This window comes from Streptomyces sp. NBC_01197 (genome assembly GCF_036010505.1).
GTDB lineage: Bacteria > Actinomycetota > Actinomycetes > Streptomycetales > Streptomycetaceae > Streptomyces.
Map to the genome: position 1 here is coordinate 4,948,801 of NZ_CP108569.1, position 25,358 is coordinate 4,974,158.

23 protein-coding genes, 2 tRNA genes and 1 pseudogene are annotated in these 25,358 nt (G+C 70.0%); 15 read left to right on the top strand and 11 right to left on the bottom strand.

Annotated features, from left to right (window positions below; all coding sequences use genetic code 11):
* The first annotated feature begins 4 nt into the window (after positions 1-4).
* The 6 genes from OG452_RS22725 (at position 5) to OG452_RS22750 (ending at position 6,489) form a co-directional block, all read left to right on the top strand.
* Positions 5-727 (top strand): phosphonatase-like hydrolase, encoded by a 723-nt coding sequence (locus OG452_RS22725; RefSeq protein WP_327299736.1) that lies wholly within the window; start codon positions 5-7, stop codon positions 725-727.
* On the top strand, positions 724-1,977 hold the full coding sequence (locus tag OG452_RS22730; RefSeq protein WP_327297431.1) for an ABC transporter ATP-binding protein: 1,254 nt from the start codon (positions 724-726) through the stop codon (positions 1,975-1,977). Before OG452_RS22725 ends, OG452_RS22730 begins: the two co-directional genes overlap by 4 nt.
* On the top strand, positions 1,970-2,845 hold the full coding sequence (locus tag OG452_RS22735) for a 2-aminoethylphosphonate ABC transporter permease subunit (protein WP_327297432.1): 876 nt from the start codon (positions 1,970-1,972) through the stop codon (positions 2,843-2,845). Before OG452_RS22730 ends, OG452_RS22735 begins: the two co-directional genes overlap by 8 nt.
* On the top strand, positions 2,832-3,629 hold the full coding sequence (locus OG452_RS22740) for an ABC transporter permease (RefSeq protein WP_327297433.1): 798 nt from the start codon (positions 2,832-2,834) through the stop codon (positions 3,627-3,629). The genes OG452_RS22735 and OG452_RS22740 overlap by 14 nt, the downstream gene beginning before the upstream one ends.
* Before the next feature lie 96 nt (positions 3,630-3,725).
* Positions 3,726-4,784 carry a 2-aminoethylphosphonate ABC transporter substrate-binding protein gene (locus tag OG452_RS22745; protein WP_327297434.1) on the top strand — a complete coding sequence of 353 codons (1,059 nt, stop codon included), beginning with the start codon at positions 3,726-3,728 and terminating at the stop codon, positions 4,782-4,784.
* A 211-nt stretch (positions 4,785-4,995) separates the two neighbouring features.
* Positions 4,996-6,489, top strand: a complete 1,494-nt coding sequence (locus OG452_RS22750) for an alkaline phosphatase family protein (protein ID WP_327297435.1) — start codon at positions 4,996-4,998, stop codon at positions 6,487-6,489.
* A gap of 59 nt (positions 6,490-6,548) precedes the next feature.
* Here the strand turns inward: OG452_RS22750 and OG452_RS22755 are convergent, their stop codons facing one another.
* Complete coding sequence (locus OG452_RS22755; protein WP_327297436.1) at positions 6,549-7,328, bottom strand: HAD-IIA family hydrolase; 780 nt, start codon at positions 7,326-7,328, stop codon at positions 6,549-6,551.
* A gap of 182 nt (positions 7,329-7,510) precedes the next feature.
* Between OG452_RS22755 and OG452_RS22760 the strand changes: the two genes are divergently transcribed.
* Together OG452_RS22760 and OG452_RS22765 are read left to right on the top strand one after the other, a co-directional pair.
* Entirely contained in the window at positions 7,511-8,053 is a 543-nt protein-coding gene (locus OG452_RS22760) for a hypothetical protein (protein ID WP_327297437.1), read from the top strand.
* A 1-nt stretch (position 8,054) separates the two neighbouring features.
* The gene (locus OG452_RS22765) at positions 8,055-8,723 is read left to right on the top strand and encodes a class F sortase (RefSeq protein WP_327297438.1); all 669 of its coding nucleotides are present in this window, start codon (positions 8,055-8,057) and stop codon (positions 8,721-8,723) included.
* 333 nt (positions 8,724-9,056) lie between these two features.
* Here the strand turns inward: OG452_RS22765 and OG452_RS22770 are convergent.
* Positions 9,057-9,130 (bottom strand) — tRNA-Lys (locus tag OG452_RS22770).
* A gap of 181 nt (positions 9,131-9,311) precedes the next feature.
* Between OG452_RS22770 and OG452_RS22775 the strand changes: the two genes are divergently transcribed.
* From OG452_RS22775 to OG452_RS22790, 4 genes and pseudogenes are all read left to right on the top strand, one after another.
* Positions 9,312-10,835 carry a peptidoglycan-binding protein gene (locus OG452_RS22775; RefSeq protein ID WP_327297439.1) on the top strand — a complete coding sequence of 508 codons (1,524 nt, stop codon included), beginning with the start codon at positions 9,312-9,314 and terminating at the stop codon, positions 10,833-10,835.
* A gap of 38 nt (positions 10,836-10,873) precedes the next feature.
* Positions 10,874-11,905 (top strand): annotated as a pseudogene (locus OG452_RS22780) (SPFH domain-containing protein); the annotation flags it as partial.
* Positions 11,906-12,108: 203 nt separating this feature from the next.
* Complete coding sequence (locus tag OG452_RS22785) at positions 12,109-12,708, top strand: lytic polysaccharide monooxygenase auxiliary activity family 9 protein (RefSeq protein WP_327297440.1); 600 nt, start codon at positions 12,109-12,111, stop codon at positions 12,706-12,708.
* 78 nt (positions 12,709-12,786) lie between these two features.
* On the top strand, positions 12,787-14,445 hold the full coding sequence (locus tag OG452_RS22790) for an AMP-binding protein (RefSeq protein ID WP_327297441.1): 1,659 nt from the start codon (positions 12,787-12,789) through the stop codon (positions 14,443-14,445).
* A 67-nt stretch (positions 14,446-14,512) separates the two neighbouring features.
* Here OG452_RS22790 and OG452_RS22795 read toward each other — a convergent pair whose 3' ends face one another.
* From OG452_RS22795 to ehuB, 7 genes are all read right to left on the bottom strand, one after another.
* On the bottom strand, positions 14,513-16,072 hold the full coding sequence (locus OG452_RS22795; RefSeq protein WP_327297442.1) for an MFS transporter: 1,560 nt from the start codon (positions 16,070-16,072) through the stop codon (positions 14,513-14,515).
* A 174-nt stretch (positions 16,073-16,246) separates the two neighbouring features.
* Positions 16,247-16,320: transfer RNA gene (locus tag OG452_RS22800), tRNA-Lys, on the bottom strand.
* A gap of 117 nt (positions 16,321-16,437) precedes the next feature.
* Positions 16,438-17,196: an IclR family transcriptional regulator gene (locus OG452_RS22805; protein ID WP_327297443.1), complete on the bottom strand. Its 759-nt coding sequence runs from the start codon at positions 17,194-17,196 to the stop codon at positions 16,438-16,440.
* A 164-nt stretch (positions 17,197-17,360) separates the two neighbouring features.
* Positions 17,361-18,128: an ectoine/hydroxyectoine ABC transporter ATP-binding protein EhuA gene (gene ehuA, locus OG452_RS22810; protein WP_327299737.1), complete on the bottom strand. Its 768-nt coding sequence runs from the start codon at positions 18,126-18,128 to the stop codon at positions 17,361-17,363.
* A 115-nt stretch (positions 18,129-18,243) separates the two neighbouring features.
* Positions 18,244-18,897, bottom strand: a complete 654-nt coding sequence (ehuD, locus tag OG452_RS22815) for an ectoine/hydroxyectoine ABC transporter permease subunit EhuD (RefSeq protein ID WP_327297444.1) — start codon at positions 18,895-18,897, stop codon at positions 18,244-18,246.
* The gene (gene ehuC, locus OG452_RS22820) at positions 18,894-19,565 is read right to left on the bottom strand and encodes an ectoine/hydroxyectoine ABC transporter permease subunit EhuC (protein ID WP_327297445.1); all 672 of its coding nucleotides are present in this window, start codon (positions 19,563-19,565) and stop codon (positions 18,894-18,896) included. Before ehuC ends, ehuD begins: the two co-directional genes overlap by 4 nt.
* Positions 19,562-20,392: an ectoine/hydroxyectoine ABC transporter substrate-binding protein EhuB gene (ehuB, locus tag OG452_RS22825; RefSeq protein WP_327297446.1), complete on the bottom strand. Its 831-nt coding sequence runs from the start codon at positions 20,390-20,392 to the stop codon at positions 19,562-19,564. Before ehuB ends, ehuC begins: the two co-directional genes overlap by 4 nt.
* A 201-nt stretch (positions 20,393-20,593) precedes the next feature.
* Here ehuB and OG452_RS22830 point away from each other — a divergent pair, with 201 nt between their 5' ends.
* Complete coding sequence (locus OG452_RS22830; RefSeq protein WP_327297447.1) at positions 20,594-21,094, top strand: DUF3830 family protein; 501 nt, start codon at positions 20,594-20,596, stop codon at positions 21,092-21,094.
* Between the two features lie 31 nt (positions 21,095-21,125).
* Here the strand turns inward: OG452_RS22830 and OG452_RS22835 are convergent, their stop codons facing one another.
* Together OG452_RS22835 and OG452_RS22840 are read right to left on the bottom strand one after the other, a co-directional pair.
* Positions 21,126-22,529, bottom strand: a complete 1,404-nt coding sequence (locus tag OG452_RS22835; protein ID WP_327297448.1) for an amidase — start codon at positions 22,527-22,529, stop codon at positions 21,126-21,128.
* A complete protein-coding gene (locus OG452_RS22840; protein WP_327297449.1) occupies positions 22,522-23,493 on the bottom strand; it encodes a D-2-hydroxyacid dehydrogenase in 972 nt (323 codons plus the stop codon). The genes OG452_RS22835 and OG452_RS22840 overlap by 8 nt, the downstream gene beginning before the upstream one ends.
* A 151-nt stretch (positions 23,494-23,644) precedes the next feature.
* On the opposite strand from OG452_RS22840, the gene OG452_RS22845 reads away from it, so the two are divergent.
* Positions 23,645-24,493, top strand: a complete 849-nt coding sequence (locus tag OG452_RS22845; RefSeq protein ID WP_327297450.1) for a maleate cis-trans isomerase family protein — start codon at positions 23,645-23,647, stop codon at positions 24,491-24,493.
* The gene (locus tag OG452_RS22850) at positions 24,490-25,230 is read left to right on the top strand and encodes a maleate cis-trans isomerase family protein (protein WP_327297451.1); all 741 of its coding nucleotides are present in this window, start codon (positions 24,490-24,492) and stop codon (positions 25,228-25,230) included. Before OG452_RS22845 ends, OG452_RS22850 begins: the two co-directional genes overlap by 4 nt.
* Positions 25,231-25,358: the final 128 nt, after the last annotated feature.

The window sequence follows — 25,358 nt, forward strand, 5'->3', positions numbered from 1 at the left end:
CGAAGTGACCGCTGCGAACACTGCGAACTCTGCGAACTCAAACAAACCGATCAACCTCGTGGTGCTGGACATGGCGGGCACCACCGTCGTCGACGGCGGTCTCGTCGAGCGGGCGTTCGCCGCTGCGGCGCGGCGGATGGGCGCCGAGCCCGACGCCATGCTCGGCCATGTCCGGGCCACCATGGGCGAGTCCAAGATCTCCGTCTTCCGGCACCTCTTCGGCGACGAGGAGAAGGCCCGGCAGGCCAACACCGCCTTCGAGGAGGCGTACGGCGAGCTGGTCGGCGCCGGACACGTCGCCCCCGTCCCCGGCGCGCGCGAAGCCATCGAGCGGATGCGGGACGAGGGCCGGACGGTGGTCCTGAGCACCGGTTTCGCCCGGACCACCCAGGACGCGATCCTCGCCGTCCTCGGCTGGCAGGACCTGGTCGAGCTGACGCTCTGCCCGGCCGACGCGGGCGGTCGCGGGCGGCCCTACCCGGACATGGTGCTCGCCGCGTTCCTCCGGACCCGGGCCGTGGACGGAGTGGACCAGCTCGCGATCGCGGGCGACACCTCGTACGACATGCTCAGCGGCGTACGGTCCGGGGCCCGTGTCGTGGCCGGTGTCCTCACCGGCGCCCACGACCGGGGGCAGCTGGAGCGGCACGGCGCCACCCACGTCCTGGATTCGGTCGCCGAACTGCCGGACCTGCTGGCCCGGTTGGTCCCGCCGGTGGAGATATGACCAGCGGCGCCAGTAGCACCAGAGCCACCAGCGGCATCCGCTTCGACGGGGTCTCGGTCGCGTACGGCGCCAAGGGCAGGAGCGGCGGGACCACCGTCCTGGACTCGCTGGACCTGACCGTCGAGCCCGGTGAGGTGATGGCCCTGCTCGGCCCCTCGGGTTCGGGCAAAACCACCGCTCTGCGCGCCGTCGCCGGCTTCGTCCAGCCCTTCGCCGGGCGGGTCCTCATCGACGGCCGCGACGTGACACGACTGCCCCCGCACCGGCGGGGCGTCGGCATGGTCGTCCAGCAGTACGCGCTCTTCCCGCATATGCGCGTCGAGGACAACGTCGCCTTCGGGCTGCGGGCGCAGAAGGTGCCCAAGGGCGAGATCCCGGAGCGCGTCGCCGAAGCGCTCGGGATGACGGGCATGGCCTCCTACGCCAAGCGCTACCCGCGCGAACTCTCCGGCGGCCAGCAGCAGCGCGTGGCCATCGCGCGGGCCCTGGCCATCCGGCCCGGGGTGCTGCTGCTCGACGAGCCGCTCTCCGCACTCGACGCCCAGCTGAGATCCGGGATGCTGGCCGAACTGGCCCGGCTGCACCGTGAGTTGCCCGATGTATCGATCCTGTACGTCACGCACGACCAGGTCGAGGCGCTCACTCTGGCGGACCGTATCGCCGTGATGGACCGCGCCCGGCTCCAGGACTGCGGGACCCCGCAGGAGCTGTACCGGCGCCCCCGCACCGAGTTCACCGCATCCTTCGTCGGCAACGCCAACCTCCTGCCGGTCACGGTACGGAGCGCGGCAGCGGGCTCCGGCGGCGCCGTGGTCTCCTTCGCCGGTACGGAACTGACCGTGACCGGCGCGGACGGCGCCGCCGACGGCGCCACGGCCACCCTGTGCGTACGCCCGCATCTGGTCGCACTCGGCGAGGGCCCGAACGTCCTGCGCGGCAGGATCGCCGAGGTCCAGTGGCGCGGCTCCACCCACCGGCTGCTGGTCGACGTGGACGGCCACCGGGTCAAGGCCGATGTGCGCGAATTGCGCGACACCCCGGCGCTGGGCGACACGGCGACGCTGCACTTCGCCGCCGACGACGCGGTGCTGCTGACAGCGGGCGTGACGGCGGACGGGACGCCGGATGTGACGGCGGACGGGGCTCCGGATGTGACGGCGGACGGGGCTCCGGGTGTGACAGCGGACGGCGTGGCACCGGCGAACAGCGGAGCGGGAGCGTCCGCCGGGGCGGGAGCGTCCGATGGCTAGCACCACCGCTGTCGTGGCGACCGCCCGGACCGCGCCGGCCGCGCCCCGTTCACTGCCCCGCTGTGTCTGGGCGCTGCCGCCCGTCGTCGTGCTGGCGCTGGTCTTCCTCTACCCGCTGGCGCTCGTCGTCCAGCAGTCCTTCACCCTCGACACCGGCGGCACGTCCGTCGCCCCGTACACCCAGGTCTTCGCGTCCGACGCCTTCCGCCGGGCACTGACGACGACCGTCTGGCTGGCCGTCGGCTCCACCGTCGGCTGCCTCGTCCTCGGGTTCGTGCTCGCCGTGGTGATCGCTTTCGTGCCGTTCCCCGGCGGGAAGGCGGTCGCCCGGTTCATCGATGTCTTCCTCTCCTTCCCGTCCTTCCTGATCACGCTCGCGCTGCTCTTCGTCTACGGCTCGGTCGGCATGGCCAACGGCGCCTGGACGGACCTGACCGGCGCGCACCAGGGGCCGTTCCAGTTCCTCACCACTCCGTGGGGCGTACTCCTCGCGGAGATCACCTACTTCACGCCGTTCGTGATGCGGCCGCTGCTCGCGGCCTTCTCCCAGCTCGACACCGCGCAGCTGGAGGTGGCCTCGTCGCTGGGCGCGGGACCGGCCCGGATCGTACGGCGGATCATCCTGCCCGAGGCGCTGCCCGCGCTCGCCGCCGGCGGCAGCCTGGTGCTGGTGATGTGCCTCAACGAGTTCGGCATCGTGCTCTTCACCGGGGCCAAGGGCGTGACGACCCTGCCGATGCTCGTGTACAGCAAGGCGATCCTCGAATCCGACTACCCGGCCGCGTGCGTGGTCGCCGTCGTCAATGTGGCGATCTCCGTCGGGCTCTACTCCCTCTACCGGATGGTGGCGCGCCGTGCTGGTGCATAGCCGTACGGGCAAGTGGACCACCTGGGTCGTCTTCTTCGCCCTCTTCCTGCCCCTGTTCGCCCTGCCGCTCCTGGTGATCCTGCTGGCCTCGTTCGCCACCAACTGGTCGGGGGCACTCCCCTCGGGGGCGACCGTGAGCCATTACGCTGCCGCCACCAGCGGGGACTCCCTTCAGGCCCTCACCACCAGCCTGATCACCGCCGCCTGCGCGAGCGTGCTCGCGCTGACCCTCGGGACGTGGGCGGCGCTCGCCGGCGCCGCACTGAAGAAGCGCGGACGGCGGTTCATGGACGCCCTGTTCATGCTGCCGGTCGCGGTGCCGCCGGTGGTCGTGGGCCTCGCTGTGCTGGTGGCGTTCAGCAAGCCGCCGGTCCTGCTCAACGGCACCTCCACGATCGTGATCCTGGCGCACACCATTCTTGTCACGGCGTTCGCCCACCGGTCGGTCTCGGCTGCCATCCTGCGTCTCGACCCGGTGTACGAGCAGGCCGCGGCCTCGCTGGGGGCCCGCCCCTCATACGTCCTGTGGCGGGTCAGGCTGCCGCTGCTGCTGCCGTCCCTGACAGCGGCGGCCGGGCTCTGCTTCGCCCTGTCGATGGGGGAACTGAGCGCCACGATGATGCTCTACCCGCCCGACTGGACACCGCTTCCCGTCCAGATCTTCGCGACCACCGACCGGGGCTCGCTCTTCACGGGCGCGGCGGTCGCGGTGGTCCTCATGGCGGCGACACTGCTGGTGCTGTCCGGGGTCTCCCGTATCCGGACCAGGGCGTTGTACCGCTGAACCCCCCTGCTCTCAACCTGACTTGACCTGAACTCCGAGGCTGAATACCGAACCCGAACACCGAACCCCGAACTACCCCAGGAGTCACGGAACGTCATGCGCCACTCCATCAAGCCGCTCGCCGCCGTCGCCGGGGCCCTGGTCCTCGCGAGTTCCCTCTCCGCCTGCGGTGGTTCATCCGCGGCGTCCGATGCCAAGGTCGTCACCGTCTACAGTGCCGACGGCCTCAAGGGCGAGAACAACGACGGCTGGTACGACCGGGTCTTCAAGGACTTCCAGAAGCAGACGGGCATCAAGGTCAATTACGTGGAGGGCGGTTCGGGCGAGGTCGTGCAGCGCACGGTCCGCGAGAAGTCCAACACCCAGGCCGACGTCCTTGTCACGCTCCCGCCGTTCATCCAGCAGGCCGACGCCGAGGGGCTGCTCCAGAAGTACACGCCCAAGGGCTCGGACCAGGTCGCCCCGGCCGACAAGGGGGCCGACGGGACCTGGACCTCGGTCGTCAACAACTACTTCGGCTTCATCTACAACAAGAAGGAGCTCAAGACCGCCCCCACCACCTGGGACGAACTGCTCGGCGGTAAGTACAAGAACAAGCTCCAGTACTCCACGCCGGGTGTCGCGGGCGACGGCACCGCCGTGCTCATCAAGGCGATGCACGACTTCGGCTCCAAGCAGGCGGCCATGACATTCCTGGGCAGGCTCCAGGCGAACAACGTCGGCCCGTCCGCTTCGACCGGCAAGCTCGCGCCCAAGGTCGACAAGGGCGAGATCCTGGCCGCCAACGGCGATGTCCAGATGAGCTACGCGCAGTCGAAGACCATGCCGAACCTGGGCATCTGGTTCCCGGCGAAGGCGGGTGGCAAGCCGACCACCTTCGCGCTGCCGTACGCGGCCGGTCTGGTCAGCAAGGCGCCGCACTCGGTGAACGGCAGGAAGCTGCTGGACTTCATGCTCGCCGAGCAGGCCCAGAAGCAGGTCAGCGAGATCAGCGGCGGCTTCTCATCCCGCAAGGACATCAACGCCAGCGATGCCAACGCGACCGCGCTGAGCGCACTGATGAAGGGCGTCGACGTCTTCGCACCCGACTGGAACGACATCTCCAAGAACCTCACGTCGTACGTCGGGGACTGGCAGTCCGCCACCCACAGCTGAGCACCGGCACCGGCGCCAGCTCCTGGACCGCCGAAGAACCGCCGAAGCACCGTCGGGGAACCGTGTGTTGGGGAGAACTTCACCGCACGCCTCTGGCCGTCGGCGATCTATTGCGAAAAGATAACGGGTCTAGTCCTAAGCCCAACGCCCCTGCTTCGCCAGGGGCGTTGGGCTGCCCGCTCGCTCACCCCACCCCTCACCGGAGGATCACGTGTCTTCGCAGCTGTCGCGCCGCTCCCTCCTCATCGGCGCCGCTTCCCTCGCCGTCGCGGCGGGCCCCCTCGTCCAGGTCGCCCGCGCCGCGGACAGAAAGCCCAAGGTCCTGGTCATCGGCCTGGACGGCACCCTGCTCAGCAAGATCGAAGTGGCGGACGCACCGCACCTCAAGGCGCTGCGGGCCGCCGGTCTGACCGCGGCCTCCCCGCTGTACGCGGCACCCTTCGCCCCCACGCTGTCCGGCCCCGGCTGGTCGACGATCATCACCGGCGTCTGGCCCGACAAGCACAAGGTGATGGACAACACCTTCGCCGGGCAGAACTTCGCTCAGTACCCGGACTTCCTGACCCGCGTCGAGAACGCCAGGCCCGCGCTCGGCACGTACGCCATCGCGTCGTGGAACCCGATCACCACCACGATCTTCTCCTCGAAGGTGGACACCCGCGTCAACACCCCGAGCGCCGAGTACGACACCGGGACCACCTCGCGGCTCGTCAGCCAACTCGCCACCGGCAGCTCCGACGCGCACTTCGTCCAGCTCGACGGCGTGGACGAGGCGGGCCACGAACACGGCGCCGCCAGCCAGGAGTACCTCGACGCGATTCACGCCGTAGACACCTCGGTCGGACAGTTCGTCGCCGCGATCGAGTCCCGTAAGACGTACGCGTCGGAGAACTGGCTGATCATGGTCACCGCGGACCACGGCCACACCGACCCCGGCGGCCACGGCGGTTCCAGCTGGCAGGAGCGCCAGACCTTCCTGATCGCGCGGGGTGCCGGGATCGGCGCCGGTTCGACGCGGTACGACATCCGGATGCCGGATGTCGCCGCCTCCGCCCTCGCTCACCTCGGTATCGCCATCGACCCCGCCTGGGGCCTCGACGGCAGGCCGCTGCAGCAGCCGGGCGACGACGCGTTCGACGTGCTGCGGCCCCGGCTGACCGGGCCGGTCGACGAGAGCGGCATCGGGGCGGGCGTCATCGGCTTCACCCACACCCCGCCGCCGGGCTGGTCGGTCGACAACTCCGCGATGGGTACCGGCGGCGTCACCGAGTGGCGCGGCTGGTCCTTCACCACCGACGAGTTCTGGACGAAGGCCGAGCCGAACCAGCAGCGCGAGTCCAACGTCCGGGCGCGCGGTGTCTTCGCGGTCGCCGACGGGGACGAGTGGTCGGACAAGACCTTCACGGGGACCTGCGACTCGACCCTGATCAGCCCGGCCTACCGGGTGCGGGGCGGGCGCACGGCGACCCTCACGTACACGACGTACTACCGTCAGGAGGCCCCGCAGCGCGGCGAGGTGCTGGTCAGCTACGACGGCGCGGCCCCGGTGAGCGTGCGGACGTACACCGCGGACACCTCGTCCCGCGTCGAGAACCTCACGCTCCAGGTCCCGGCCGGGGCCACCAGCGCCCAGGTGCGGTTCCGCTACACCGGGGGCAACAACTGGTTCTGGACGGTCGACGCGGTCAGGATCACCGCAGGGTGACGCGCCGGGGGCGCCGGAAGCACCGAGCGGTGCGGCCGGCGCCCCCGGGATCTGTCCGATCAGACGAGGTCGACCAGGTCGGCGATGGAGTCCACGACTGTGGTCGGCCGGTACGGGTAGCGGCCGATGTCCTTGCGGCTGGTCAGCCCGGTGAGGACCAGGAAGGTCTCCATCCCGGCCTCGAGCCCCGCCAGTACGTCGGTGTCCATCCGGTCGCCGATCATGGCCGAGGTCTCGGAGTGGGCACCGATCGCGTTGAGTCCGGTGCGCATCATCAGCGGGTTGGGCTTGCCGACGAAGTACGGGTCCTTGCCGGTCGCCTTGGTGATCAGGGCGGCCACGGAACCCGTCGCGGGCAGAGCGCCCTCCGGCGAGGGACCGGTGTTGTCGGGGTTGGTGGCGATGAAGCGCGCACCATTGTTGATCAGGCGGATCGCCCTCGTCAGCGCCTCGAACGAGTACGTCCGGGTCTCCCCGAGGATCACGAAGTCGGGGTCCGAGTCCGTCAGGACGTATCCGGCCTCGTGCAGGGCTGTGGTCAGCCCGGCCTCGCCGATGACGTACGCGGTGCCGCCGGGGTGCTGGTTGTCGAGGAACTTCGCGGTCGCGAGGGCGGAGGTCCAGATGTTCTCCACCGGCACTTCCAGGCCGATCCGCTGGAGCCGCGCGTGCAGGTCACGCGGGGTGTAGATCGAGTTGTTGGTGAGCACGAGGAACGGCTTGCCGGTGTCCCGCAGCTTCTTGATGAAAGCGTCGGCTCCCGGCACGGGGACGCCCTCGTGCATCAGTACGCCATCCATGTCCGTGAGCCACGATTCGATGGGCTTGCGCTCTGTCATGCGGGCTGGCTCCTGGCGGCTCGGCGGGATGGTCACCGGAGATCCGAAAGGTACGGGGGCTCCGAGGCGGCCATCCTATTCACGTCACGCCGGCCGGGAAGCACCCCGATCGGACGTACGTACGGCTTTCCGGGATGCGGGACGGATCCCCAGGCGGCAACCTTCGTAACAGGAGGTTCACCATGCGTCTCATATCCGTCACTCTCTGTGCCGCAACGGCGGCCGCGGCTGCCCTGTTCCCCGCCGCCGCGATCGCGGCCCCGGCCGAGGGGTCTTCGGGGACGGTCACGGTCAGCCCGTCCGTCATTGCTCCCGGCGAGGAGGTGGACCTGAGAGTGAGCTGCAGGAGCGGCAAACCGTTCGGCAGGTCCGACGCCTTCGACTCGCAGGCCGAGTTCTCGCCCGCCGCCGACCGGGGCTCCATGTACGCCGCCGCGCGGATCCGCACCGACGCCGCGTCCAAGGACTACACGGTCCAGGTGAGGTGCGGGCGCACCGTCGTGACCGGCACGATCACCGTCGTACGGGAAGGTGGCAGCCACCACCGTCCCATGCCTCTGATCAGCCCCACGGCCCCCGTCCACGCGGGCGGCGGGGCCACGGCCACGGTCGCCGCCCAGGAAGCGGCTCCGGGTACCGGGCACACCGCTGTCGGCCTGGCGCTCGCCGGGATCGCCGCCGCGGCAGTGGCCGGGCGCAGCCTGCGGCGCCGGCGCAGCAGCTGACATGACGTCCGAGGGTTCGTCATCGGGAAGCGGTCGGCTGCTGACCGGGGTCGCCTGGGCCGTACTGCTGCTCGGGCTGTGGCTCTGGGGCCGCCAGATCACCGAAGGCCCCGAGGGGAGCTCGGGGCCGAAGACCGGCGATGTGGCAGCGGTGGGACGTCCGCTCGGCGTCACGCTGCCCCCGGCCCATGCCCCGCTCGCGGGAGAGCGGCCGCGGCGGGTGCAGATCCCATCAGTGGGGATCAACGCACCGGTCGTGCCGCGCGGGCTCGACGCCCATGGTGCGATCGACCCGCCGCCGTTCGAGGCGCCGGACGAGGTCGGCTGGTTCGGCGGCGGCACCCGTCCGGGCGCGGTCGGGGCCGCGCTGCTGGTCGGCCATGTCGACACGAACACCAGGAAAGCTGTCTTCTACGGCCTGAGCGCGGTCCGTCCCGGCGAGAAGGTGCGGGTGACGGGCTCCGACGGCGCGGTCAGCGAATTCACCATCGACGATGTCCAGGTCTTTCAGCGCAGCCACTTCAACGCGAAGAAGGCTTATGGGGAGCGGGTGCAGGGCCGCGCGGAGCTGAGGCTGATCACCTGCGGCGGCTCGTTCGACCGTACGACGCGGGCTTACAGCGCCAATGTGGTGGTCTCGGCCTACCTCACGGGTGTGCCGAAGAAGTGAGCGGCGGGGTGCGTGGGGCTGTCTCCGTCCGGCCTGTCCTGCTTGCCCGGCCTCTGTGACCTGTTTGATCTACTCGGCCGAATTATTTCGCTTGATCCGCTTGAGGTCCACCGTGGGGATTCACCGGAGGGGCGCCCGGCCGGGCGCCCCTCCGGTCTGCCGTGTGCGGCGGCGGGGAGCGAAGTGGGGTGGTGGGGTCAGCGCATCGGCCGGGCGCCAACTCCATGTGGTCCAGGCGGCATTGGGGCGGACCGGGGCCCGGGGGGAGGAGAGGAGGGGAGGAGATGAACGACCGAAGCCCCCCACTGTGAGGTGGGGGGCTTCGGTATCGCGTGCGCCGCCAGGGACTCGAACCCCGGACCCGCTGATTAAGAGTCAGCTGCTCTAACCAACTGAGCTAGCGGCGCCTGCTGACCTGGAGAACTTTACCGGACCGGCGGAGGTGCTCCGGACCTCATGGCGGCGACGGGTCATATGTTCGTTTTCTCCCATTCATCCCGTCAAAATGCGATTCATCCGCATAGTTGAGAAGCTGACGATCATGCAGATGCGCCTTTGCGCAACTTCAACAACGCGGAGGGGACACGTATGACGGTTCCGGTCTTCGAGGAGTACGAACCTCCGAGCGACTGCGGCTGTGCGGGGTGCGCCGAGTGGCGCCGCTCGGCTTCCCACACCCTCTCGCTGAGAGAGGGCGGACACCCGGCGGCCCACGGCGCGCGGCGCGCGCTCGTGCTGGTGACCGCCGCCGGAGTGGTACTCGGCGGGGGGACGGTCGCGGCTGCCTCTCCCGGCCCCGGCGGTCAGGGCCAGGAGCCGGCTGCGGCGCCCGTCGAGCCCGCGAAGCTGCCCGCCACCACCAGGTCGGCGATCATCAGCCGCGCCGCGAAGTGGGTGGCGGCCAAGGTCCCGTACCGCATGGACAAGAACTGGAAGGACGGGTACCGGCAGGACTGCTCGGGCTTCGTGTCGATGGCCTGGGGGCTGGACGGGAACGAATGGACGGGAAACCTGGCCCAGTACGGGAGGCGGATAAAGAAGAGCGATCTCCGGCCCGGCGACATCCTGCTGTTCCACAACCCGGCGAACCCGAACAAGGGCTCCCACGTCACCGTCTTCGGCGGCTGGACCAACTCCGCCCACACCTCCTACCTTGCGTACGAGCAGACGCGGCCGCACACCCGCGCGCAGTCCACGCCGTACGCCTACTGGTCCCACTCCGGCCGCTATGTGCCCTACCGCTACAAGGGGCTCAGGACCGGCGGCGGCGGTTCCCGGCCGGTCACCGCCTACCCCGGGGCGAAGTCCTTCGGGAAGGGGGCGAAGAACGCCAACGTCACCCGGCTCGGCCGGATGCTCGTCGCGCGCGGTGGCGGCCGTTTCTACCGGCGGGGTCCCGGCCCGAGGTGGGGCGAGGCCGACCGACGGGCCACCCAGGCGTTCCAGCGGGCCCAGGGGTGGACCGGCTCCGAGGCGGACGGGCTGCCCGGCCGAACCACCTGGAACCTGCTGGTGAAGGGCGGCGGCAAGAACATGCCGGCCGCTGGGAAGAGCAGGACCACCGGCAGCAGCCGTCCCACCACCGGGGCCGGTGGGAAGGGGAACCCTGCTGGTACCAGCAGCTCCACCGGTGCGAGCAGTCCCGCTCGTACCACCAGCTCTGCCGGCACCAGCAGCCCCACTACTGCGAGCAGTCCCGCCGGCACCATCACCTCTGCCGCCCCCGCCGACCACGCGAGCCCCGCGGCCCCCTCCAGCACCAGCAACCCCGCTGGCATCAAAGCCCCCGCCGGCCCCAAGACCCCAGCTCATACCGGCACCACCCCGGCCCGTCACTCCAGCACCCCCGCCCGCCATGCCGGCGCACCGCCTGGCGCGGCCTTTCCCGGTGCCAGGTTCTTCAAGCGGGGGCAGTCCGGGCCCCACGTGGAGCAGCTCGGCAAGCAGTTGGTGAAGAAGGGCTTCGGCAAGTACTACACGGCAGGTCCCGGGCCCCGGTGGACCGAGGCGGACCGGCGCAATGTCCAGGCGTTCCAGCGGGCCCAGGGATGGACCGGCAGGGCGGCCAACGGATATCCCGGCCCCGAGACATGGAGGCGACTCTTCGCATGACCGAGACGACAGCAGCAGCCGGTGAGCGCACCGGGCTCGGCAGGCAGGCCGATCCTGCCGGACCGACGGGCCGGCCCGCGGGGCATCCCGGGAGCCCCGCCGGGCCGAAACGGCGTCCGGCCCGGACGGACAACCGCGTCCAGAGCTCCGCCAGGTCCGCACCGTCCGTCGACCCCCGGCTCGCCGAGCGCCCCGGCCCTTCGCTGCCCGGACCAGTCGCGCTGCTCGGCGGCGCCCTCGCACTCGCCGGTTTCGCGGTCGTGCTGTGGAGGGCCGGGGCGGTTCCGGCCCCGGTGGCCGCACTGCTGCGGCTGGACACGGTGCCGTACGACGGGATCGGGCCCGGCGCGGGCGCGGTGCTCGCCGTGCTGGGTGCGCTGGCGCTTCTCGCTTTCGGCGGGCTCGGACGCGGGCGGGTCGGCCACGCGTGGGTCCTCTCGCTCTTCGGCGACTACCGGGGGAGCGTGCGCCGGACCGGGCTGGTGTGGGTGAGCCCGCTGGTGCTGCGCCACCGGGTCGACGTACGGCTGCGGCACTGGCGCAGCGAGCCGCTGCCCGCCGTCGACGCCGACGGCACCGCCCTGCGCGCCGTCGTCCTGGTGGTGTGGCGGATCAGGGACACGGCCCGGGCCGCGTACGCGGTGGAGGACCACGAGGCGTATCTGGGCGAGCAGATGGAGGCGGCGACGGCCCGGGTGCTCTCGCAGCTGCCGGCCGACGCCTTCCACGAGGACGGTCCGACGCTGCGAGACAGCGAGGCGGTCGGTGACTCGCTGACCCGGATGGTGAGGGCGGAGCTGTTCCCGGTCGGCATCGAGGTGTTCTCGGCGCAGCCGACCCGGATCGAGTACGCCCCGGAGGTCGCGGGCGCGATGCAGCGGAGCCGGGTCGCCGCGATCGACGCCCGGCACCGGGACGCCGTGCTGACCTCGGTGGTGGACGCGGTGGACGACACGGTGACCCGGCTGACCGCGCGCGGGCTCGTCGAGCTGGACGCGTATGAACGCAACGCGCTCGTCAGGGATCTGACGGTCGCCTTCTACTCGGGACGCAGCGGCACTCCTTCCTGAGCCTCCTCCAAGGGGCCGCCGTCCTCGCGCCTCGCCGCACTTCCCCACTCCCCCGGACTGCCTGCCCTCGGAATTGGTGCAGGCCTCTGTTTGATAGGGACGCGTGTTTGATATGGACACGGCGAACCGACGTCCATACTCTGAGCCTTGGTCTAGACCGCAGCTCGGCACATCGAACTCCCCCAAGTTCCGAGGAGTGCAGCATGCGCAAGAAGTTAGGCGCGGCCGTGGTCGGCCTTGCCGTGGCGGGTGTCTCCCTGTTCGCCACCGGCAGCGCCAGCAGTCACGGATACACCGACCAGCCCATCAGCCGCCAGAAGCTCTGTGCCAACGGCACCGTCACCAACTGCGGTGCCATCCAGTACGAACCGCAGAGCGTCGAGGCCCCCAAGGGGTTCCCCGGCGCCGGGCCCGCCGACGGGAAGATCTGCTCCGGCGCGCATGACGACTTCGCCCAGCTGGACGGGGCGAAGACGCCGGGCGGCGGCGCCTGGCCCACCACCAAGCTCACGGGCGGCCAGGGGTACACATTTCGCTGGCAGTTCACCGCCCGGCACGCCACGACCGACTTCGAGTACTTCATCACCAAGAACGGCTGGGACGACTCCAGGCCGCTCACCAGGGCCGACCTCGAACCGCAGCCGTTCATGACGGTCCCGTACGGCGGTCAGCAACCGCCGGGAACCGTCTCGCAGCAGGGCACCATCCCCACCCAGAAAACCGGCCACCACATGATCCTGGCCGTGTGGAACATCGCCGACACGGGCAACGCGTTCTATGCCTGCTCGGACGTCAGCTTCTGACGGTGCGGTGCCGGCGGCTCGATGCGGTGCGCTGTCGGCCATTCAGTTCTGACGGCCTGTCAGTTACCCTGCTCCGCCATGAGGAGCGCAGACACCTTCGCGGAGCTCGTACAGCGTCAATGGGGCGACCGGCGGCCGGGCCTGAGCTCCGGTGAACTGGTCCTGAGCCACCATCAAGTCGCCTCGGGCGCTGCCGCGCGGGCCGCGCTTCTCGTGGATCTGCTCCCGGCCGGAGCCGAGCCCCACATCGGGGTGCTGCTCCACAACACCCCGGAGTTCCCGCTCTGGCTGAGCGCGGCGGCCCTCGCGGGGGCCGCCGTCGCCGGGATCAACCCGACGCGGCGCGGGGCCGAACTGGCCCGCGACATCGTGCACACCGACTGCCGGGTACTGATCACCTCACGGGAGTTGCTGCCGCTGCTCGACGGCCTGGAACTGCCGGGCGTACGGATGCTGGTCACCGACTCCGACGCCTACCGCGAGCTGCTCGCCCCGTACGCGGACGCCGTCCCCGGCGAAGCGGTCGCGGCGCCGGTGTCCCCGTCCGCGCGGATGCTCCTCTATTTCACATCGGGTTCCACGGGCGCCCCCAAGGCCGCGATCTGCACCCAGGGGCGGCTGGCGGCGGCCGGTCAGTCGCTCGTCACGCACTTCGGGACCGGCCAGGACGACGTCCACTACATCTGCATGCCGCTCTTCCACGGCAACGCGGTGATCGCCAACTGGGCCCCCGCCGTGGCGGCCGGCGCCGCCGTCGCGCTGCGCCCCCGCTTCTCGGCCTCCCGCTTCCTGGACGACGTACGGGCCCACGGCGCCACGTACTTCACCTATGTCGGCCGCGCGGTGCAGTACCTGCTGGCCACCCCCGAGCGCCCCGACGACCGCGCGCACCCGCTGCGGACCGGTTTCGGTACGGAGGCGGGGGCGGTGGACGCTGCGCGCTTCGCCGAACGGTTCGGCGTGCGGCTGATCGAGGGCTACGGGTCGTCCGAGGGCGGCGCGGCCGTCCAGCACACCCCCGGCACACCCCCGGGTGCGATCGGCCGTCCGGCACCGGGTGACGATCTGGCGGTGGTCGACCCTGACACGCTCGACGAGCGCCCCCGTGCCGTCTTCGACGAGCGTGGCCGCCTCACCAACGGCACTGATGCGATAGGGGAGTTGGTCAACCGGGGCGCCAACCCCTTCGAGGGGTACTGGCGCAACGAGGCCGCCGACGCGGACCGCAGGCGCGGTGGCTGGTACTGGACCGGCGACCTCTTCTACCGCGACGCCGACGGCTTCCTCTACTTCGCGGGCCGTACGGACGACCGGCTGCGCGTCGACAGCGAGAACCTGGCCGCCGCCGTGATCGAGAACATCCTCGCCCGCTGGAAGGACGCGGCGGCGGTCGCGGTCTACGCGGTACCCGACCCGGTGGCCGGCGACCAGGTGATGGCGGCGCTCGCCCTGCGCGAGGGCGCCGCCTTCGACCCGGTGGCCTTCGCGGACTTCCTGCGCGAACAGCCCGACCTGGGCACGAAGATGGCGCCGTCGTACATACGCGTCGTTCCCGCGATGCCGGTCACGGCGACGAACAAGGTGCACCGTGTGGGGCTGCGCCGGGAGGGCATCCGCTGCGGGGACCCGGTGTGGCGGGCGGCGGACGGGGGATACGGCCGGCTGACAGCGGAGGACGTGGAACGGCTGATGGCGGAGTACGGGGCGCAGGGCCGAGCCGACCTGCTGACCAGGTAGCGGTTCCGGCCCCTCCAGCAGACGGGCCCCATCTCCCTCATCCACCCCGAGTCCCGTCCCGCCGGGCCTACGCCGCCAGCTCCGCCGAAGCACCGGCCGCCTCCCGTCCCACCGGGTTCTTCCGTCCCCGCAGCAGCACCACGGTCAGGACCGCCCCCGCCAGCAGCAGCGCCGCGCCGCCCGCCGCCGCGAAGTGCATCCCGTGCACGAACGCCTCCCGTGCCAGATCCACCATGCCCGGGCCCCCGGCGGCCCGCGCCCCGCCCAGCGTCTCCCGTACCTGGTGGGGCGCCGACGCCGGAATGTCGGCGCGGTAGACCGCCGTGCCGATCGAGCCGAGGAGCGCCATGCCCATCGCCCCGCCGAACTCCTGCCCCGTCTCCAGGAGTGACGCGGCCGAACCCGCCTTCTCGACGGGGGCCGATGCGAGTGCCATGTCGGCGACCAGCGCCATTACGGTCACGATGCCGCAGCTGCTGATGGCGGCACCGGCCAGCAGCAGCCACAGCGAGTCCGTACCGGTGAGGTTCAGCACGACGAACCCGGCCGCCGCGATGACGAACCCGGCGGCCACCACCGATGACCGCCGCACCCGCTGGGCGACGGCGGTGGCGGCCGGCGCGGCGATCCCCACCGAGACCGACGGGGCCAGGGACCAGAGCGCGGCCTCCATCGTGCTCATCCCGAGGACCGACTGGAGGTACTGCGTGGTGAAGTACGAGGACCCCATCATGGCGAACGCGGCCAGCGCGTTGAGCGTGATCCCGGCGCCGAAGCCGCGCTCCTGGAACAGCGCGCGGCTGATCATGGTGGAGCGGCCGGAGCCCTGCCGCCGTACGAAGACCGTGCCCACGGCCAGTCCCGCCAGGACGCACAGCAGCATCGCAACACTGATTCCGTGCGCGGCCGTCTCCTTGACGCCGTAGATCACCGGAAGCACGGACCCCATCGACAGCGGCACGCTCAGCAGATCGAACCTGCCGGGCTCCGGGTCCTTGAACTCCGGTACCAGGAGGGGGACCAGGGCCAGCAGCAGCACCATCGCGGGCACATTGATCAGGAAGACCGAGCCCCACCAGAAGTGCTCCAGCATGATGCCGCTCATCACCGAACCGAGCGCGATCCCGCCGGCCATGGCGCCCGACCAGATGCCGACCGCCTTCGAGCGCTGCTTGGTGTCGGTGAACATGTTCCGGATCAGCGCCATGGTGGAGGGCATCAGCGTCGCTCCGCCGACACCGAGCAGGGCCCGTGCGGCGATGAGCATCTCGGCGCTCTGTGCGTACGCGGCCCCGATGGAGGCCACACCGAAGGCCGCGGCTCCGAACAACAGCAGTTTCCGGCGGCCGATCCGGTCGCCCAGCGAGCCCATCGTGATGAGCAGCCCGGCCAGGGCGAAGGCGTAGATGTCGAAGATCCAGAGCTGCTGGGTGCTGCTCGGGTCGAGCTCCCGGGTGATGGACGGGATGGCGAAGAACAGGACGGACACATCCATCGAAACCAGCAGTAGCGGCAGGAGCAGGACGACGAAGGCGGTCCACTCCTTGCGGCCGGCGCCGGCTGTCGGCAGTGGGCGTGGGGTGCGGCTTGGGTTCGTCGAACTCGCGTCGTTCGTCGGCTGACTCATGGCGGCGACTGTACGAGCGCCATAGACACTTGTCTAGTACGTGTGTGTAATACAGTTGTATGGCGCGCGGGGCGGCGGGGAGGTGAAGGTGGTCCCGGCAGGAAGGTGAGGGTGCTCCGGGCGGAAAAGGACACGAAAAAGCCCCCCGCTTCCGCGAGGGGCTTCTTCTGTCGGTGCGCCGCCAGGGACTCGAACCCCGGACCCGCTGATTAAGAGTCAGCTGCTCTAACCAACTGAGCTAGCGGCGCCTGCTGACTCGGAAATAGTAGCTGGTCCGGCGGGGTGCTCCAAACCAGGTCGGGATCACGTCGGGGACGCCCCGGCAACCGGCCTCGGATGGTGGGCCATCGCCCCCGGAACCGGCCTCAGATGGTGAGCGAGAGCACTACGGGAGCGGCCTGCCGGTTCAGCGAGTCCGCCGCCGCCCGCAGCCGGTGGGCGTGCTCGATCGGCAGTGAAAGGGCCAGGCATCCGACGGTGGAGCCCGCGGTGAGCGGCACCGCGGCGCAGACCGTGCCCACCGCGTACTCCTGGATGTCCAGCACCGGGACCGTGGCCGGCTGGGCGTCCAGCTTGGAGAAGAGGACCCGCTCGCTGGTGATCGTCTTCGAGGTGAGGCGGGCGATCTTGTGGCGTGAGATGTGGTCGCGGCGGCCGTTCTGGTCGAGCTGGTTCAGCAGGCACTTGCCGGCCGCGCTGGCGTGGGCCGACGAGCGGAAGTCCACCCACTCCTGGACCGCGGGCGTCAGTGGCCCGTCGGCAACTTGGGTGATCTTCATTTCGCCGTCGATGTACCGGCTGATGTAGATGGCGGCACCGACCGAGTCCCGCAGCTGGTCCAGGGTGTTCTGGAGCTTGGCCTGCAGCGCCGTCTCGCGGGTTGCGCCGGAGCCGAGAAGGACGAGCGAGTCGCCGATGACGTACGCACCGTCGCTGACCTGCTCGACGTACCCCTCGCGGCGCAGCATCAGCAGCAGGGCGGAGAGGTGGAAGGTGGGCAGGCCGGTCTCACGTGCGATGTCGGCATCGGTCACGCCCCCGCCGTACCTGGAGACGGTCTCCAGTACGCGGAGCGCGTACTGCACCGAATGGAACGGCGCGGTCGGCTCGGGCTTCAGCGCCACGGTTCCCCCTACAGGTTGTGACCGCTTGCTCGCGTACCACGATAGCCGCCAAGGGCCCGTTGTGGGGGGCCTGTTGATGACTTACCGGCGCGCCCCATGCCGTCAAGCTGGGGCGCGCCACCATGGCATATGCCAGAGTCCTGGTTCCGTCCGGGAGTCTCAGGTCAGAGCACTGCGCTGAGGAACTCGCGCGTACGTTCGTGCTCCGGGTCGCTGAAGATTTTTTCCGGAGAACCGGACTCGATCACCTTCCCGGAGTCGAACATCAGCACGTCGTCGGAGATGTCCCTGGCGAAGTTCATCTCGTGCGTGACGCACAGCATGGTGATGTCGGTCGTCCGGGCGATGTCGCGCAGCACGTCGAGCACCCCGGCCACCAGCTCCGGGTCGAGCGCGGATGTGACCTCGTCGAGCAGCAGCACCTGCGGACGCATCGCCAGCGCGCGGGCGATGGCGACGCGCTGCTGCTGGCCGCCGGAGAGCTGGTTGGGCTTGGCGTCCGCGCGGTCACCGAGTCCGACCAGGTCGAGCAGGCCCTTGGCGCGTTCGGCTGCCTCGTCCTTGGACATCCCGAGGACCCGGACCGGGGCCTCGGTGATGTTGCGCAGCACCGACATGTTCGGGAACAGGTTGAACTGCTGGAACACCATGCCGATGTTCTTGCGCACCTCCCGGATCTGCTTCTCGCCCTTCGAGGGGTAGAGCTGATCGCCGTTGACGGTGATCACCCCTTCGTCGGGCTTGAGCAACGTCATCAGAAGTCTGAGAATCGTCGTCTTCCCGGAACCGGAGGGTCCGATCAGGGTGACGTGCTTGCCCGGCTGGACCGAGAAGCAGAGGTTGTCGAGGACGGTGTTCTCGCCGAACCGCTTCGTGACGTTGGTGAAGCGGATCAGCTCGTTCGTGGTGACCGGCTTCGCCGGGGTCTTGATGGCCTCGGCCGCCTTGCCGGCCCCGGCAGTGTCGGTGCTGCCGGTGCTGCCGGTGCTGCCAGTATTGATGGTGTTGTCGGTGTTGTTGGTGGGCTCGGGACTGTTGGCGTTCGCGTCAGCGGACAAGGCGGCGCTCCAGGGCTCGTACAAGAAGAGATGCCGGATAGGCGATGACGATGAAGGCGACGCCGACGACGGTGAGCGCCTCGTTGTACTGGAAGGTCATGCCGCCCTGCAGGCGGGCCTGACCCAGCAGATCCAGCACGCTGATCGCGACGACCAGCGGGGTGTCCTTCAACATCGCGATGACGTAGTTGCCGAGCGCGGGAAGCACCCGGCGGATCGCCTGCGGCAGGATCACCGCGGTCCAGGTGCGCGCGCGGGGCAGGGAGAGCGCGGTGGCCGCCTCCCACTGCCCGACCGGTACCGCGTCGATGCCGGCCCGGTAGACCTGGGCGGTGTACGTCGAGTAGTGCACGCCGATCGCGACGGTGCCGGTGGTCAGCGCGGAGAACTGGACGCCCCACTCGGGAAGCACGAAGAAGAGGAAGAACAGCTGCACCAGCAGGGGGGTGTTGCGGATGAACTCGGTGATGAAGTTCACCGGCCACCGTACGAAACGTGTCTTCACCCGGTAGCCGAGCGCCCAGACCAGACCCAGTGCGAAGGAGAGCACCGAGCCGAGCACCAGAATCCGGAGGGTGGTGAGCAGCCCGTCCCAGAAACGTGGCATGAAGTCCGCGACGGCGGACCAGTCCCAGCTGTTCATCGGGCACCTCCGGTGGCCGTGAGGCCGAGATTGGCCCGGGTCTTGCGCTCAAGTGCCCGCATCCCACGGGTGAGTACGAACGCGATGACGAAGTAGATGACCAGGACCACGGAGTAGATCTTGGAGCTCTCCTGCGTGGCGAGCCGCACCAGGTAGGCGGCGAACGACACATCCCCGACACCCAGCAGCGAGACCAGGGCCGTGCCCTTGAGCAGCTCGATCAGCAGGTTCGAGAACGGCGGCATCATCTCGGGTATCGCCTGCGGCAGCAGGATCAGCCGCATCCGCTGCCACGGGGTGAAGTTGAGCGCGACACCCGCCTCGCGCTGAGCGGGGGCGACCGCGTTCAGCCCGCCGCGGACGATCTCGGCGCCGTATGCCCCGTACGAGAGACCCAGGGCGAGCACCGCGGCCCACATCGGCACCAGCGCCCAGCCGAACAGGTTCGGCAGCACGAAGAAGATCCAGAACATCAGCACGAGAGACGAGGTGCCGCGGAAGATCTCGGTGTAGAAGCCGGCCAGGAAGCGCACCAGGCGGGAGCGGTGGTGGCGTGCCATGCCGATGCCGAAGGCCACTGCGACGGCCAGAGCGGCGCTGTATATGGTGAGTTGGATGGTGATCCAGATGCCCGGAAGCACCCAGTGCTGCCACAGTCCGGACGTCATGATGCGCACAGCTCCTTGGCCGTCAGCGTGGTCATCTCGTCCTTGGTGAAGCCGAACGGCCGCAGCACCCGGAAGAGTTCGCCGCTCTTCTTCATCTTGTGGATCTCGACGTTGAAGGCGTCACGGAGCGAGGTGTCGGTGCGGCGGAAGGTGAACCCGCCGCCGTCGACCTTCTTCTTGCCGTCGATCGTGGTCGCGAAGGCCTTGGTGGACTCGGCCTTGTGACTCTTCTTCACCACCTCGCGGACGGTCAGCGCGGTACCGGCGAAGACATCGACCCGGCCTGACTCGACGGCGTTCAGACCCGCCACCTGGTCCTGGAGAATGACGATGTCCTTCTCCTTGTAACCGGCTGCCACGGCGTAGGCGATCTCGGCGTACGCGGTACCGGTGGCGAACTTCGCCTTGGCCTTCACGCAGTCCTCGTAGGTGTGCAGGTCCTTCGGGTTGCCCTTGCGGACGATGAAGGCATCCAGCATCTGGTACTCGGGATCGGCGAAGATGACCTGCTGGCAGCGGTCCTTGTTGATGTACATCCCGGCCGATACGCAGTCGAACTGCTGCGAGTTGAGCCCGGGTATGAGGGAGGCGAAGTCCGTTGCCACCGGCTGAACATGGCCGACACCGAGCCGTTTGAAGATGATCTTCGCGAGTTCCACGGCCTCGCCGGTGAAGTCCCCCTGCTCATTGATGTACCCGTACGGCACCTCACCCGCGATGCCGAGCCTGACCGTGCCCTGTGACTTGAGCCTGGCGAGGGTGTCCCCGGTCGGTACCCGGGCGCAGCCGGCTGCCCCGAGCGCCCCCGCGGCGCCCAGACCGGCCATGCCGAGCAGAAGTGAACGGCGGCGTATGGACTCGATGGGTCGAATGAGGCGTCTTGTGGTGCTTCCTGAGTCGTTCCCTGGTGGTGAAGCCATGGGCGCGCGGCTACCCGCCCCCCGCCGAGGTATGCCGGTCAATTTCAGCCCCGTGTTACGGAGAGGCGGCCTTGACCGCGTGGGGGCCCAGGGGGAAACCATGGGGGGATGAGCGATCGATTCGTGGAACTGTCCCTCGACAAGCGCGGTGTGAGCTGCACGGCGAAGCTCCTCGACGACAAGGCGCCGGTGACCTGTGCGGCGGTGTGGGACGCGCTTCCGCTGGGCGGGGACGTCTATCACGCGAAGTACGCACGCAACGAGATCTACGCCCTGGTCCCCGGCTTCGCGCCGCAGGAGCCGCCACTGGAGAACCCGACGGTTACCCCCATTCCCGGGGATCTGTGCTATTTCACCTTCTCCGAGACGGTGTTGGGCACGGATTCGTACGGATACGAGACAGCGGCCGACCACCGCGGGCGCACGACGGTGGTCGACCTGGCCCTGTTCTACGAGCGGAACAACCTGCTCATCAACGGGGACACGGGCTGGGTGCCGGGGATCGTGTGGGGCACGGTGGTGGAAGGGCTCGACCGGATGGCGGAGGCATGCCAGGACCTCTGGCGCTCCGGCGCGACCGGCGAAACACTCAACTTCCGCCGGACATAGGCGCCTTCGGGGTGCTGCTCAGGGCCCTTGGTCATCGAACCCCGGACGGGCTGGATTGAGCCACCCCCGCCTCGTACAGCGCATGGGCGGCCCGCAGGACCACCGCGTCCGCATGGCGTGCGCCCACCAGCTGCACCCCGACCGGCAGCCCCGCCGCGTCCGTCCCGCAGGGCACCGAGGCCGCGGGCTGCTGGGTCAGGTTGAACGGGTACGTGAACGGGGTCCACCCCGTCCAGCGCCGGTGCCCCGAGTCCCGGGGAGCCTCAAGTCCCGCCTCGAAGGCGGTGACCGGCACGGTCGGAGTGACCAGCAGGTCGTACCGCTGGTGGAAGAGGCCCATGCGGCGGCCCAGTTCCATCCGTACGTCCACCGCCGCCAGATAGTCCAGCGCCGAGTACCGCTCGCCCTCCTCGACGACCTCCCGCAGCCCCGGATCCAGCAGCTCGCGCTGCTCGCGGCTCAGATGCTCCGCCACCCTGGCCGCCCCGCTGAACCACAGCGTGTGGAAGGCGGCCACCGGATCGGTGAGGTCGGGATCGGCCTCCTCGACGTACGCGCCCAGCTCGGCGAGGCGGCTGACGGCGTGCCGGACCGCCGACGCCACCCCGGCGTCGACAGCGACCTGGCCGCCGAAGGCCGGTGAGTACGCGATCCGCAGCCCCTTCACCCCGCCGTCGAGACCGGTGCGCAGACTGCCGTCGGGCGGCGCCAGCTGCGACCAGTCGCGCGGATCGGGGCCGCCGATCACATCCATCATCAGTGCGGCGTCCGCCGCGTCCCGGGTCATCGGCCCGACGTGCGCGAGCGTCCCGAAGGCGCTCGCCGGATACAGGGGGACCCGTCCGTACGTCGGCTTCAGGCCGAAGATCCCGCAGAACGACGCCGGGATACGGACCGAACCCCCGCCGTCCGTCCCCAGCCCCATCGGCCCTGCCCCCAGCGCCACCGCCGCCGCCGTACCACCGCTGGAGCCGCCCGCTGTGCGGCTGGCGTCGTGCGGATTGCGGGTCACCCCGTGGAGCGGGGAGTCCGTGACGCCCTTCCAGCCGAACTCGGGCGTCGTCGTCTTGCCGATGAAGACCGCGCCGTGCTCCCGCAGCCGGGCCACCGACGGCGCGTCCTCGTCCCAGTTCCCATCCGGCCGTACGGTCTTCGACCCGCGCAGCGTCGGCTCCCCGCGCAGCAGCAGGATGTCCTTGACCGTGACCGGCACGCCGTCGAGGAGCCCCTGCGGCTCACCGGCGCGCCAGCGCCCCGCCGACGACTCGGCCTGCTCCAGGGCCGCGGCCGAGTCGATCCGGACGAAGGCGTTCACCCCGGGCTGGACCACCTCGGCCCGGTGCAGCACGGCACGGGCCGCGTCGACCGGGGTGAAGGTGCCCTTCCGGTAGCCGGCCAGGAGTTGTCGGGCGGTGAGGTCGCAGAGGTCAGTCATGGCTGTGGACGTACCCACGTTTCTTGTCGACCACGTTCGGCAGGGGCTCTCCGTTCGCCCACTTGTCGTAAAGATCGAGGAACTGCTCGCCGAGGTCGTCGCGCCAGCCGACGGTGTCGCCGCTCATGTGCGGCGAGATCACCAGGTCGGGGACGTCCCAGAGCGGGCTGCCGGGGGGCAGCGGTTCCTCCGCGAAGACATCGAGCGCCGCGCCGGCCAGCCAGCGCTTCCCGAGCGCCTCGGCCAGGTCGTCCTCGACGACGAGCGCTCCGCGCCCCACATTGATGAAGCGCGCGGACGGCTGCATGGTGCCGAAGGCGTGCGCGTCGAACATGCCGCGGGTGGCGTCCGTGAGTGGCGCGGCGCAGACCACCCAGTCGGCGCGGGGCAGCAGCAGGTCCAGCTCGTCCGTGCCGTGCACCCGGCCGCGCGCGGTCCGGCCCACCAGCGCCACCCGGACCCCGAGCGCCGTCAGCGTGGCGCCGATCGCCCGGCCGATGGGCCCCGAACCGACGACCACCGCCCGCGTCCCGGCGACGCGACGTGTCTCGCGGTGCTGCCAGCGCCGGCGGCGCTGGAGCTCCAGCGTGCCGGGGAGGTCCTTGGCGAAGGCGAGGACGAGGCCCGCGACATACTCCGCGATCGGCTGGTCGAAGATCCCGCGGGCGTTGGTCACCACGGTGTCCGAAGCAGCCAGTTCGGGGCAGAGGAGGTGGTCCACCCCGGCGCTCGCGGTATGCACCCAGCGGGGGCGCGGGCCCTCGCCCGGCCATGCTCTGCGGACCGCGTCGGAGAGGAAGTCCCAGACCAGCAGGACGTCCGCATAGGGGAGTTGGCCGCCGATGGTGTGGGCGTCGGCGTGCACGATGTTCGCCCGGCCGGCAAGTTTTCCGAGGCGCGGCGGCGGGTCGGCGTCCAGCACGAGAAGGGTCGGTTCGGCGCTCTGTTCAGCGATTTCGGGCATCTGCGCGGTCCTTCGACAGGGGGCGGCCGGGTTTCGCCGGAGTAAGCAGATTGCAACGTCTGACATGTACTGATTGACCGGGCTCGCGCCGTGACCCTACCGTCGACAGCAGAAGCACAACGGCCTCACCCACATCACTTGGGGGGCAGTAATGGACATCTCCTTTCTCGGCGGACCACAGCCACAACGCGGTGTGGGTGTCGTCGCCCCTTTTGACTTCGCTCTCGACAGGGAGCTGTGGCGGTGGGTGCCGGACGACGTCTCGCTCCATCTGACACGTACCCCCTTCGTACCGGTCGAAGTCTCCCTGGATCTCGCCCGGCTGGTCAGTGAGCACGAGACGCTCCGCGAGGCGGTCCGGGCGCTGGGCGCGGTCGCCCCGCAGGTCGTGGCGTACGCCTGCACCAGCGGCAGCTTCGTCGGCGGAGTGGCCGGTGAACGGGCGATGTGTACGGCGATGACCGCGGCGAGCGACCTGCCGTCGATCACCACGTCGGGCGCTCTCCTGGAGGCTTTCCGGGAGCTCGGTGTCCGGCGGATCGCGCTGGTCACGCCCTACACTGAATCTGTGACGTCCTCCCTGGAGGAATACCTCGGCGAAGCGGGGACAGTCGTCACCGGGCGGGCCTTTCTCGGCCTGACCAGGCACATCTGGAAGGTCCCGTACCGGGATGTGGTGGACATGGCTCGGCAGGCGGTGATCGGTTCGGCGGACGCGCTCTTCATCAGCTGTACCAACCTTCCGACGTACGACGTGATCCCGCAGCTCGAAGCGGAGCTGCGGATGCCGGTGCTTTCGGCGAACCAGGTCACGATGTGGGCGGCGCTGCGCTGTATCGGTGCCCACGCCGTCGGTCCGTACCAGCGGCTGCTGATCGAGTCCGCGCCCGAGCCGGTGCTCGAGGCGGTGCCCGAACCGGCACCGGCACCCCTGGCCGCGCCGGAGCCCGCCACCGCACTGGCAGAAGATCCGCCCGAAGAGCAGGGAGGCTGGACATGACAGCGGTCGGGTTCCTTTACCCGGGGCATTCCGCGGAGGACGACTACGAGCGCATCGAGCAGCTCCTGGCGTCCGACGTGAGACTGTCCGTCGTCCACACCGACATCGGCGAGGACGCGCACCGGGTGGACGCGCTCATCGAGATGGGTGCGACGGACCGGCTCGCGGCAGGCGTCGAGGAGCTGCGGCTCTCCGGGGCCGAGGCAGTGGTGTGGGCGTGCACGAGCGGCAGCTTCGTCTACGGCTGGGACGGCGCGCAGAAGCAGGTCAGGGATCTGGCACTCGCGGCCGGAATGCCCGCTTCCAGTACGTCCTTCGCCTTCGCGCACGCGATCCAGTACCTCGGGGCGAAGAAGGTGGCCATCGCCGCGACGTATCCGGAGGACGTGGCGGCGTACTTCGCCGCCTTCCTCAAGGCGGCGGACGTGGACGTCACGGCGACCCGCGGCAGCGGCATCATCACCGCGGCCGAGGTCGGCACCTGGGGCCGGGACGAGGTCATCGAACTGGCGCTGTCGGGGGACCACCCCTCCGCTGAGCTGCTGCTGCTGCCCGACACCGCACTGCACACGGCGGCTTACGTGCAGGAGCTGGAGCAGGTCCTGGGCAAGCCGGTGCTCACGGCGAACCAGGTGTCCGTGTGGGAGGGGCTGCGGCTGGCGGACCGGAAGGTCCCCGGGGAGCGGCTCGGGAAGCTGTTCGCCCGCCCGGATGTGACCCGGGCCGGGCGAGTGTGACCCGGGAAGGCGTGCCCCGGGTGGCGTGCCCCGCGCGAGTGTGACCCGGAAAGGCGTGCCCCAGGTGGGTGCGCGCGGGAATAACCGGAGACCGTCCCCTGTTGCTGCCGCTGTACCTGGCCGACAAC